This is a genomic window from Streptomyces griseochromogenes, assembly GCF_001542625.1.
Lineage (GTDB): Bacteria > Actinomycetota > Actinomycetes > Streptomycetales > Streptomycetaceae > Streptomyces > Streptomyces griseochromogenes.
Map to the genome: position 1 here is coordinate 5,634,815 of NZ_CP016279.1, position 11,602 is coordinate 5,646,416.

Annotated in this window: 8 protein-coding genes and 2 pseudogenes; 4 read left to right on the forward strand and 6 right to left on the reverse strand. The window is 67.7% G+C overall.

Annotation, left to right across the window (positions count from 1 at the left end; genetic code table 11):
• Positions 1 to 4 precede the first annotated feature (4 nt).
• A complete protein-coding gene (locus AVL59_RS24065; RefSeq protein ID WP_067307950.1) occupies positions 5 to 883 on the reverse strand; it encodes a helix-turn-helix domain-containing protein in 879 nt (292 codons plus the stop codon).
• Positions 884 to 981: 98 nt separating this feature from the next.
• On the opposite strand from AVL59_RS24065, the gene AVL59_RS24070 reads away from it, so the two are divergent.
• On the forward strand, positions 982 to 2,424 hold the full coding sequence (locus AVL59_RS24070; protein WP_067307953.1) for an amidase: 1,443 nt from the start codon (positions 982 to 984) through the stop codon (positions 2,422 to 2,424).
• 32 nt (positions 2,425 to 2,456) lie between these two features.
• On the opposite strand, the gene AVL59_RS24075 is transcribed toward AVL59_RS24070, so the two are convergent.
• Positions 2,457 to 3,119: a TetR/AcrR family transcriptional regulator gene (locus tag AVL59_RS24075; protein ID WP_067317690.1), complete on the reverse strand. Its 663-nt coding sequence runs from the start codon at positions 3,117 to 3,119 to the stop codon at positions 2,457 to 2,459.
• A gap of 666 nt (positions 3,120 to 3,785) precedes the next feature.
• Here AVL59_RS24075 and AVL59_RS24080 point away from each other — a divergent pair.
• The gene (locus tag AVL59_RS24080) at positions 3,786 to 4,928 is read left to right on the forward strand and encodes a GH12 family glycosyl hydrolase domain-containing protein (protein ID WP_208870442.1); all 1,143 of its coding nucleotides are present in this window, start codon (positions 3,786 to 3,788) and stop codon (positions 4,926 to 4,928) included.
• 190 nt (positions 4,929 to 5,118) lie between these two features.
• Here the strand turns inward: AVL59_RS24080 and AVL59_RS24085 are convergent, their stop codons facing one another.
• A complete protein-coding gene (locus AVL59_RS24085) occupies positions 5,119 to 6,405 on the reverse strand; it encodes a Gfo/Idh/MocA family oxidoreductase (protein ID WP_079147429.1) in 1,287 nt (428 codons plus the stop codon).
• A gap of 388 nt (positions 6,406 to 6,793) precedes the next feature.
• On the opposite strand from AVL59_RS24085, the pseudogene AVL59_RS49140 reads away from it, so the two are divergent.
• Positions 6,794 to 7,772 (forward strand): annotated as a pseudogene (locus tag AVL59_RS49140) (transposase).
• Here AVL59_RS49140 and AVL59_RS24095 read toward each other — a convergent pair.
• A complete protein-coding gene (locus AVL59_RS24095; RefSeq protein ID WP_079146934.1) occupies positions 7,756 to 8,298 on the reverse strand; it encodes a GNAT family N-acetyltransferase in 543 nt (180 codons plus the stop codon). The pseudogene AVL59_RS49140 and the gene AVL59_RS24095 sit on opposite strands and share 17 nt — an antisense overlap.
• Before the next feature lie 258 nt (positions 8,299 to 8,556).
• Between AVL59_RS24095 and AVL59_RS24100 the strand changes: the two are divergent.
• Positions 8,557 to 9,678 (forward strand): annotated as a pseudogene (locus AVL59_RS24100) (IS1380 family transposase); the annotation flags it as partial.
• A 670-nt stretch (positions 9,679 to 10,348) separates the two neighbouring features.
• On the opposite strand, the gene AVL59_RS24105 reads toward AVL59_RS24100, so the two are convergent.
• Both AVL59_RS24105 and AVL59_RS24110 read right to left on the reverse strand, forming a co-directional pair.
• A complete protein-coding gene (locus tag AVL59_RS24105) occupies positions 10,349 to 10,741 on the reverse strand; it encodes an ArsR/SmtB family transcription factor (protein ID WP_067307967.1) in 393 nt (130 codons plus the stop codon).
• A gap of 195 nt (positions 10,742 to 10,936) precedes the next feature.
• Positions 10,937 to 11,311: a hypothetical protein gene (locus AVL59_RS24110; RefSeq protein ID WP_067307970.1), complete on the reverse strand. Its 375-nt coding sequence runs from the start codon at positions 11,309 to 11,311 to the stop codon at positions 10,937 to 10,939.
• Positions 11,312 to 11,602: the final 291 nt, after the last annotated feature.

The window sequence follows — 11,602 nt, forward strand, 5'->3', positions numbered from 1 at the left end:
GCGATCAGCGCGAGCGCCCGGCGTCTTGAGCACATGGCCCGGACAGGTAAGCGGGGGCGGCCCACGCGACATCGTCGACCGCGAGCCACGGCGCGCGGGAAACAGCCTTGGGCGTCACCCCGGCGAAGGCCCTGACGTCCCGATGGAGGTGGGACTGGTCGACGTAGCCGATCTCCGCTGCCACCCGCGCGGCACTGTGACCCGCGGCGAGACGGTGGACCGCTTGGTCGAAACGGACAAGCTGAGCCGCGCGCTTGGGGTTGAGTCCGATCTGGGATCGGAAGCGGGACCACAGACGCTTACGACTCCACCCGACCTCGGCCGCCAGCCGCTCGACCCGGACCCCTCCCAGGTTCGTCACCATGTGCTCCCAGACGAAAGCGACTTCAGGATCGACCGCTCGCCCGGCCTCCTGTCGTCGCGCGAGCGCCGCCTCCGCGATCGCGAACCGCTCGTCCCATGACTCGGCAGCACGCAGTCGTTCTTGGAAGCGGGCGGCGTCGCGGCCCCAGAGGTCATCGAGGGGTACCACCGTGCCGTCCAACTCCGAACAGGCGCCCAGCACCGCGTGCGCGACCACCGGTGACAGCCGTACCTGCAGACACTCGATGTCACGGCCGCGCCCGCGAACGCCGGTGGGCTCGAGTCCGACGACGACACTGCCGTTGCACTGCCGGCCGCTCGTGTCGCCGACAGCGAGCAGCCCGCCGCTGAGATCCACGGCCACCGTGACAGCCGGGTACGGGACCACGCCCAGGTCGACGGGGTCCGTCGTACGAGCGCGGAATCCGGCCATGCCGACGCCCTGCAGCCGAGCGGGCCAGGGCGGGGTGGCGATGTCCCACACCGCGGCGGCGTCATCGCCCGACTCGGCGGTTCGCATGTCGCCAGGCTACGCGACATTCGTCCAAGACACGATGACGCAGACGCGACGACACTGACGGCCACGGCAAGCACCCGGACCGGAAAGGACCGTTCGCCATGCGCAAGTCGATCGACCCGTTCACGCCCGCCGTCGAACTCGCCGCGGCCATACGCCGAAAGGAGGTGAGCCCGGTCGAGATCGTCGATCGCTGTCTCCGGCGGATGGACGAGTTCGACCCCCGGCTGAACGCCTTCTGCCACCGGGCCGACGACGACGTTCGCAAAGCCGCGTCGGCCGCGGCTGACGCGGTGGCACGGGCCGCGACGGCCGACGACCTCCCGCCCTTCCACGGCGTCCCGTTGCCGATCAAGGACCTCCTCGACGTGGCCGGATGGCCCACCACCCATGGCTCCGCCGGCGCGGGGCAGGCACCAGCCGCGGCATCGGACCTGGTCGTGCAACGGTTCGTGGACGCGGGGTTCATCCTGCTCGGCAAGACCACCACCTCCGAGTTCGGCAGCCTGCCCTTCACCGAGAGCGAAGCCCTGGGCATCTCGCGCAACCCGTGGGACCCGAATCGCACGCCAGGCGGGTCGTCCAGTGGAGCCGGCGCTGCCGTGGCCGCCGGGATGGCACCCATCGCCCACGCCGAAGACGGCGGCGGATCGATCCGCATCCCCGCGTCGTGCAACGGTCTCGTCGGCCTCAAACCCACCCGTGGCCTGGTCACGGGCGGGACCGTCGCCGTAGAAGGTCTCGCCACCAGCGGCGTGCTCACCCGCTCGGTGGCGGACACCGCGGCAGCGCTCGACGTGCTCGCGCGCCATGACCCGGCCGCGTGGTGGTCACCTCCGACCCCGCACAGGTCCTTTGCCACCGCCATGAAGACGGACCTGCCGGCCGGACTGCGGATCGGTGCGCTCACCGACTCACCGGTCGACGGGATCAGCGTGGACCCGGCGTGCGCGGAAGCCGTCAGTGTCACGCTCCGGACACTTGAATCGGCCGGCCACCACGTCGTCGACACGCGCCTTCCGCTTCCCCCGACCGACGAGCTGGTCGCGGCGTTCACAACCATCTGGAACGTCGGCGGTGCCGGGATCGAGCTCGCGGAACCGGATCGTGTCGAGCCCCACAATCGCGTCCTGCGTGAGGCGGCACGAGCGATCGACTCGTGGGCGTACGTGGAAGGAGTGAGGAAGACCCAGCAGTTGTCGCGGCGCATCGTCGAAGGCTTCGTCGCCGGCTTCGACCTCCTCGTCACGCCCACGATGGCGTGTCTCCCGCCGCCCGTCGGTGCCTGGCGAGCAGGCACCGACGACGATCCCTTGAGGGCGCTGCTGAACAGCTACCCGATGGGGGTGTTCACCTCCGTGTTCAACGTGACCGGTCAACCGGCGATCTCACTCCCCGTCCACCACGACGCCGCCACCGGCCTGCCCGTCGGCGTCCAGATCGTCGCTGCGCCATGGCGGGAGGATCTCCTGCTCCAGGTGTCCCGCACCCTTGAGTTCGCACACCCCTGGACCGATCGTCGCCCGCCGGTCAGTCGAGGGTGAAGAGTCCTGGCGCCGACGAGCCCGATGCGCGACTACTCGTCGGCGTCAAGCCGTGGCAGGTCCGCCGCCCTGCCGAACAACACCTCGGCGGCGGCCTCCCATTCCCGGATCAGGTCGAACTCCTGCGGCGCGCGCAACCACTGGATCTGCAGGCCGTCCATCATCGCCACGATGTGCCGGGCGAGCACTTCCGGACGGTCGCTGAAGTCCCTGGCCAGGGATGCGAAGGCGGCCACCGCCTGCTCTTGCCGCTTCACGAAGTAGGCGTGCGCGGGATGGCTCGGTGCCAATGACTCGGCCTCCAGCACGGTGAAGAGCCGTACCATCTCCGGCTGCTCCGCATTACGCCGCATCGTCGCCGAACACAACTGCCGCAGACTGACTCCCTCGGGGCCGCCGGCGGACCATTCGTCCGGGATCTCGTCCTCACCGACGCCGAGTCGAGCGCGAAGCGATCGGGCGTCCTCGACATCCCGGTGTTCCAGCACCGCGACGAGCAAGCCGGTCTTGGAGCCGACATGGCGCAGCACACCGGGAACCGTGAGCCCGCACCGGTCGGCCACGTCCTGCATCGACAGGCCCCAGAAACCTCGGTCCGCGATCAGTGCGGAGGAAATCTCGATGATCTGGCGCCGTCGCTCGGCGGCCGGCAGCCGCGGTCGGTCACGCCGATACCCGTGCGCCCCCTCAGGCATCTTCGCCAAGACCCTTCCTCGGGCGTCGTCGTTCCCGAACGGCACGGCACAGACGGTACGTTGCACGCATAGGGGTCAGTATCCCATCACCCCAGCCGTCGCAGGCGGGCAACCACTGACTGTTACTTGAGGACGCATCATCACATCCACCGTCGGCTCATAGGTGGTCGTCGGACACTCTGCCGGTCGCTACCAGGGCGAATTAGTTAGTAGCTACTAGCTAGTGACTTGTCCGGGAGGGCACCCTAGTCCCGCCCAGGCGCTCCGACAAGAGAACTCACTCACATCGAAGCACCCGAGGGCACATGCGTCGCCTTCACAAGATGAACGAACGCAGACCGCTTGACAGCCAGTCAGCCACGCTGGCTTCATGTGTCGCGGCGTGACCGAGCCGGGCGAGTTCGCACGCCGCGTTCTGGTACCCCCTCGGGGGCAGCGCTTCCGCCTCGGGAGCAGCACTGACAGGCCGCCTTGGGCCGAGAACCCCTCTTTTCATTTCCGGAAGGCGCCGACGTCGGCTTCGCCGATCATGGGAGCGCTCCCATGCCTTGCGGAGCCCCCGTGCGAGTGCCGCAGACACCACCCGACCACCCGACCACCGAAAGGATTCCGATGACCAAATCCCGCCCGAAGCCGCACCGTGGAGCCACGGCAGTAGCGGTAGTCGTGGCCATCCTGTCACTGGTCGCCCTTTCCCTGACCGGCGCATCGCCGGCGTCCGCCAACACCACTCTCTGCGGCAGGACCGACAGTGCGAAGGTCTCGGGCGGCAAGTACGTCGTCCAGAACAACGAGTGGGGCGACACGATCCGCCAGTGCATCGACGTGTCGGACGACGGCTTCCGGGTCGCCACCGGCTGGCACGACGTGGGAACCGGCGGCGCACCGGCGGCGTATCCGTCGATCTACGCCGGCTGCCACTACGGCAACTGCTCCAGCGGCAACGGCCTTCCGCTTCAGGTGTCGGCGTTCGGCAACCCGCAGTCCAGCGTCGACTTCTCCACCGCTGACGGGCAGTGGGACGCGGCGTACGACATCTGGTTCGACACCAGCCCCGACCCCTCGGGCCAGAACAACGGTGAGGAGATGATGATCTGGGCGAACCATGCCGGGGCACCCAGGCCGTTCGGCTCCAAGGTTGCCACGGTCTGGATCGAGGGCGCCAACTGGGACGTGTGGTACGGCCGCCAGGGCAACGGCATCACCTGGAACACCGTCTCCTACGTCCGCCAGCAGCCCACCGACTCGATCACGGTGAACATCAAGGACTTCACCAACGACTCGATCAGCCGAGGCCACCTGTCATCGGCCTGGTACATGACCAGCGTGCAGTTCGGCTTTGAACCCTGGGTCGGCGGCCCCGGCCTGGCCGTGAACTCCTTCTCCTACGACTCCGGCGGCTCCGACGGCGGTGACGGCGCGACCGGCACGCTCGTCGGGCAGCAGAGCGGCCGCTGCCTGGACCTGAAGGACCGGGGCACGGCCGACGGCACTCCCGTCCAGTTGTGGGACTGCGGAACCGACTGGAACCAGAAGTGGACGAGGACCGGCGGCACCGTCGTCAATCCGCGGTCGGGCAAGTGCCTCGACGTGGCCGACGGTTCCATGGCCAACGGCGCCAAGGTGCGGCTGTGGTCGTGCAACGGCACCGGTGCCCAGCAATGGCGCTTCGACACCAACGGCACCATCACGAACCCCCAGTCCGGAAAGTGTCTGGATTCCGGCGGCTCCGGCAACGGCGCGCTCCTGCAGATATGGGACTGCTACGGCGGCGGTACACAACCCAACCAGGTCTGGACACAGCGGTAACGCCATCCCGGTGTGGCGAAGCACGGGCATGAAGTCCGGGCTACGCAGGCCGACGCCCCGTGGCCACCCGGTGCGGTGGTCACGGGGCTCGCTCGCACCGCACCTCCTGCACACCAACAAAACCGCAGGTCACCACCCACTCCACATGCGTCACGTCGTTCACTCTTGCGAGCGGCGGCGTCCGACTTCCTCACAGGCGTGCTGTAACCGCTTGGGCACACAGCGCCGGCTGCGGGCCGCCTTCGCTCTGGGCGACAAGGGTGAGCCGAGCATCCATGCTCTCCCAGGCGCCAAGGACCGCCTCGTGGACCCGCCTCGGGGCCCACACGCCTTGCCCTGTGAGTGTGACCTTCCGGCCCACGCGCGCCGCCTCCCGGATCCGCTCCAGCATGCGGTGCCGCCGGACGGCGTGCCGGAAGTCGGGAACGCCGTCCTCGTCCGGCGCAAGGCTCCCGGTGATCCGGTCGCGCAGAAGGGCGTACTCGTGAGCGACGTTGCAGGCAGGTTCGTCGGATCGCTCGGTCCATTGTGTCAGCGACCGCTGGTAGTGGGCGGGAACCGGAAGTTCGGCCAAGGTGCCGTCCTCTCCCCGGGCGCCGTACAGCCGCAACCCCCCGTACCACCACTGGGCCTGGTCGGCCTTGACGACGAGATCGCCCTGGGTGCCGTTGATCTCCCAATGAAACGCGGTGGCGCGGGACGTCCCACCGCGCATGTGCATCGCGGCCACGGCCCCCGACTCCAGCACCCCTGTGACGGCGATCTGGTCCTCTGCGCTCTTGGCCGCGACCGCCCCGCTCGTGACGTGGACAACCTCCGGGCGCAGGTTCTCGATATGAGCCGACACCTCGCGGAACTCCCCGAGCACCATGGTCAGCGCGTCGACCGAGTGTCCGAAGGGGATCGACAGCAGCGTGGCGCCGCTCGTGACGTCCAGCACGTACGCGTAGTTGTCGTCGTAAGTGGCGCCCCCGATCCAGCCCGACCCGAGCATGCTCGTCGACAGCACCCGCCCCGCGTAGCCGTCGGCGACCAGGTCCCGCAGATACCGAAGCGGCGGAGCCGACCGGGCCTGCAGGCCGACAGCCGTGAGCACACCCTTGCGATGCGCGAGGTCGGCCAGCTCTTCGGCCTGCGCGAGGTCGGCACCGAGCGGCCACTCGCTGAACACCATCTTCCCCGCTTCCAGCGCGGGCCGGATGAGCTCCAGGTGGTGCGGAACCTTCACCGTCACCACCACGAGATCGACTTCCTCACTGCGGGCCAGCTCCTCTGCACTGCCGAAGGCCAGCGGCACCGCATACTTCTCGCCGGCCGCACGCGCCGACTCAGCGCCGCTGGCACTCAGCGCCCGCAACTCGTATCCGTCGAGCCCGGCCAGCGCCGGCACATGGGCGGTGGCCGCCCACCCGCCGCTCGCGCTCAGTCCTACGACACCGACGCGGATCGGCTCCCGATGAGGGGAAATGGACGTCATGTGCACCCCAGCGTTCGCGACCGCCTGCTCTCTCACCTCAAAACGGCCGATGACTATGGCGGACACGCTCTGAGCATCACGTTCAGCCACATGCCGATCGGTTCGCCGTTCGTCAAGGGCACCTCAACTCGGCGAGTTCGCTCCGCCGCGCCCCGCCCTGGGGCGCCAGCGCCTCCGAACCGGCCGAGGAACAACCGAACGAACGACCGGCGTCAAACCACGCCGAAGTGCGGACGGCACCAGGCCGTGACGCCATCGGCGTACCGCCAATTCCCGTTCCGATACTTCCCGAGGGCCTACAGCGGTTGACGCTAGGGTCTGTGTGATGTCGTGATCACCGTTTTGGTTCCGTTCCCGTACAGGGGGTGGATCCGGTAGGTCACTGGATGTGACGCGTAGGCAACTCACCGACGAGCAGTGGAAGTTCATCGAGTCCTACCTGCCGATCGGCGGGTTCGGTCCGTACCCCGAGCGGCTGCGGGAGCAGTTCGAGGGGGTGATCTGGCGGTTCCGCACCAGCAGCCAGGGGCGGGAGATGCCCGGCGAGTTCGGCTCGTGGCCGACGGTCTACGGCCGCTTCCGGGTGTGGAGGGATGCCGGCGTCTTCACCGCACTGCCGGAAGGTGTGATCGCCGAGGCCGCCCACCAGGGGAAGACGGACTTGTCCCTGGTCAGCGTGGATTCCACCACCGCCCGCGCCCACCACGACGCCGCCGGGATGCGTATCGGCAAGGAGGTCATGGACGCCCTTGAGGAAGCCGCTGCCGAGCAGGAGCAGGCCCGGCAAAAGGGGGCGGCCCGCTGGAGCAGAACGGGCAGGACGAAAGTGACAGCCCCGGGCGGGAAGCACGGCGGCACATCAGGCGGCGACGCAAGCTCCGCTTGAAGGAAGCCCTGCTCGGCAGATCCCGTGATGGGCTGACGAGCAAGGCTCATCTCGCCGCAGACCGCAAGTGCCGTCCGTTATGCCTCGTACTGACCGCAGGACAGGCCGCAGACAGCCCGCAGTTTCTCCCCGTGCTGGAGAAGGTGCGTGCCCATCTACCCGTCGGTCGACCCCGAACCCGGCCTGGTGCGGTCGCTGCGGACAAGGTGTACGCCTGCCGGAAGAACCGCGCCTACCTGCGCCGCCGGGGAATCCGCTGCACCATTCCGGACAAGGCCGACCAGGTCCGCAACCGCAGGAAGCGCGGGTCCAGCGGTGGCCGACCACCGAAGTTGCCCCACAGGACTACAAGGCCTGGCACACGGTTGAGTGCGGCATCAATCGCCTCAAGAGACATCGAGCCGTGGCCACCAGGTACGACAAACTCACGGTCCGCTACGAGGCTACCGTCCTCGTTGCCACCATCAACGAGTGGTTGTGACGTACTGGCCCGACGACAACTCGAAGACCCGTACTCGCCGACCGCCGGTGGGATTGACGGTCTCACGGACCAGATGCATCCCCAGTTTGGTCATGATCCGCTCGGAGGCGTCGTTGCCCACTTGAGTGATGCTGACGATCCGCTCCAGGCCTCGCTCTTCGAACCCGAACCGTACAGCGGCCGCAGCGGCCTCGGTGGCCAAGCCCTGCCCCCAGTGGGAACGTCCCAGCCGCCAGCCGACCTCAACCGCCGGCAGTACCTCCGGCAAGAAGTCGGGCACCGAAAGGCCGGTGAACCCGGCCAGATCGCCAGTGGACCGGATCTCCACGGCGAACAAGCCGAAGCCCTGTGACTCCCACTCGCTCTCCCATGCCTGGATCCCGCCGCGAGTCTGCTGTTCGTCACGGACACTGCCGTCACGGATCCACCGCATGACCTCAGGGTCGGCATTGATGGCAGCCATGGGCGCAACGTCTTCCTCACGCCAGCGACGCAGGATCAAACGGGGAGTTTCAAGCGTGACCATCCAATCATTCTGGATCACACAATGGGCTCTCCGCCATCCTCACCAGGCACTTTCGACACACGCCCTGATGGAATGTCCGTCCACGATCTGCCCCGAATCTGCCCGTGACAGACCCATCCGAGGGCCGTTGTTAGCCTCGCGCTTTCACGAGGAGAGCTGTCCGGCTGGTGACCAGGAAAGCAGAAAGTGTGCCTCTGACCAGCGAGAATGAGGATTGCTGAGGTCTTGGTTCCCGCCACTGCCGGAGGCACTTTCCAGGTGAAGAAGCGTATCGGGTCCTATCCGCGTGTCCGCGTCGAGGGCGGGGGTGGCGGGGCCGTCTCGTAGGCCGGGGCGGTGTTGCTGGTCGAGACGGTCCGCAAGTCCGGTCTGGATACGGCGATATCGGCGGCGCTGGTGCCGTGGCGCAAGCCGCGGACGGTGCACGATCCGGTCAAGATCCTACTGGATGTCGCGCTCGCGGTGGCTCTGGGCGGGAACTGCCTGGCCGATGTGGGCATACTGCGTGCCGAGCCGGCCGTGTTCGGGCCGCTAGCCTCCAACCCCACGGCGGGCGGACAACGAGTCCTGGCCGCTCTGCGCACCGCTCGTGCTGAAGTGCGCGAACACGTATGGCGGTTGGCCGGTTACGCGGCGCCCAACGCGGGCGGGCAGGTGATCGTGGACATCGACGGCGTCCTTGTCCTGGCGCACTCCGAGAAGCAGGACGCCACCGCGACCTGGAAGAAGACGTTCGGGCACCACCCGCTCAGGGGTTTGTCGACCACGGCCGCGGCGGATCCGGCCAGCCGGTCGTGGACGTGCTCCGGCCCGGCAACGCGGACTCCAACACCGCCGCGGACCACGTCGAGGCCACCATGCTGGCCCTGGCCCAGCTGCCGAAGCGGTTCCGGCGCGGCCGGCAGACACTGATCCGTACCGACTCCGGCGGCGGCACCCACGAGTTCGTCGCCTGGCTCGCCCAGCGCGGAAGATGGCTGTCGTACTCGGTCGGCATGATCATCACCGACGCCATCCACCAGGCCGTTTTGAAGATCCCCGCCTCCGCGTGGACGCCGACCGTGGACGCCGGCCGTCGAGCCGCACGGCGAGATCCGTGACGGCGCCTGGGTCGCCGAACTCGCCGGCGACTGCCTGACGGGCTGGCCGCAAGGGCTGCGGCTGATCGTGCGCAAGGAACGACCGTACCCCGGCGCCCAGTTGCGCTTCACGGACGCCGACGGCCATAGGCTGACCTGCTTCGCCACCAACACGGCGGGCGAGGCGATCGCCACCCTCGAACTGCGCCACCGCCAGCGCGCCCAGGCCGAGGATCGCAGCCGAGCCGCCCGCGTCACCGGCCTGCGCGACCTCCCCTCCACGACGCCGCGCAGAACCAAAACCCGTCAGAGAAGGACCCCGCTCCGGACCGCGAGGCCGCGCAGTTCCGTCGAGGTGGGCCGGGAGACCAGCGGGCTGGAGATGAGTGACTTCGTCGCCGGGCGAGCGTGAGTCTCCTCGGGAGGGCAGTGTTCAGCGGCCAGCAGAGTGCGGACGCAGCCACTGCGACGGCCGATCCGGTCGGTGGGTGACGGCGATGTCGCCGAGGGCGCGGGAGCGGCGTTGAGCCCTTCGTATGGTTGACCCGCCCGGGGGCGTCGAGTGTGGCTTTCACGCTTCTGCCGCTTGTGGCTTTCCCGGATCGGCCGCCCGATGCCCCATGACGACTGGGCTGCCAATGGGGAAATGCGAATGATCGCTCCGTAGGGAATCGACACCGAGGTCGTCCGTCGGGAGGCACGAGCAGCACCACCGGACAGAGGCACCACATGGCCGCGACCTGAGCCGGCCTCGACCCAGGTGGTGCAGAACGCCCAGGTGGTGCAGAACGCCCTCACGAGCGTGCTCGCCCGCAAAGAGCCGCGCGAGGAGCTGCACCCTTGCATCTTCACCGTCATCAAGAACGATGCCGACGTGCTAGCTGGAGGCCGCCGCCGCGTCGGCCCATGCGCCCCACTGCTTCGACCGGCGCTGTCACGCCTGTCATCAGATACAACCTCTTTGATCGGATTTACACTGTTCTGTGTCCAGAGCCGGCTGAAGGGCTGGCTGCTGCTCTTCCCCGCGGCGGGGAGATGTCGGTCTGCTGCAGTTCGGCCAGGAGCTGGTTTCGCCCGGCCAGAAGCTCAGTCAGGATGCGGCGGGCTGAACGAAGGAGTTCGGCTACATCGCCGCCGGCGAGTTCGTATTTGACGGTAGAGCCCTCTCGTGTGGACACGACGATGCCTGCACGGCGCAGAACCGCTAGCTGCTGCGAGAGGCTCGAAGGCTCAATTTCGATATCGGCGAGCAAGTCCCGCACCGGGACCGGGCCGTGCTGCAGCAGCTCCAGGACCCTGATGCGCGCTGGGTGCCCGAGCATGCGGAAGAACTCTGCTTTGGCTTGGTAGAGAGGGACTTGCATAGCGCTCTTCCTGCCTGTCGGGGTGGCTTCCCATATCGCGGCGGCGTCCTGAGAACTCCACCGCGATATGTGTCCTACCTGCTCATTCTTCTCGGTCCGGGCGCCTCTCGTTCGTGAATTGTCATCCTCTCCATGTGATGACTTGAAGAAGTTTTCAATTCATGGGTACGTGTCGACCCGGCCCTTGGGGGCGGGCTAGACCTCGAGTTGCTCTTCGATCCGCTTGAGTTGATGGCGGGCCATGGCCAGGTTCGACCGGGCCTTGTCAATGACGAGATAGACGAACAGGCCGTTGCCCTTCCGGCCGGTCACAAGCCGGATGAGGTGGTACTGCCCCTCCAGCGTGATCAGGATGTCCTCGATCTGGCTCTCAAGGCCCAGATGCTCCATGGTGCGCACCTTGGCACGGATCACGTCCGTGTTCCCGGCTGCGGCGACTGTCAGATCCAGGTCTCTGCCCCCGCCCAGGGTGCCAAGGGCCATGCCACTGGTGTAGTCGACCACGGCCGCCCCCAATGCCCCCTCGATCCCGGTCATCATTTCCTTCAGAGCCACTTCCACACTCGCCATCGGCGCCTCCCCTTGGTTGTCGGCTGCGGCGGGCTCCGGTTCCTCACCCGCCCAATAGCCGCACCGTAGGCGCGTCGGCCCGCCGCGAGGTAGGTCCGCCTAGAAGCGGCGCAAGATGATCGAACCGCCTACGAATACGATCATCTGGTGACTAGAGTTGGCGGGCCGTCCGCCATAGCGGGCCTTCGACCGGTCGAGAACCGCCTCCACCGTTTCGAGCCAAGACCAACGCCGGCTCCCGCACACCAGAACACGGGGGGCGAGGACGCGTTTCCGGTACGACCGTTTCGG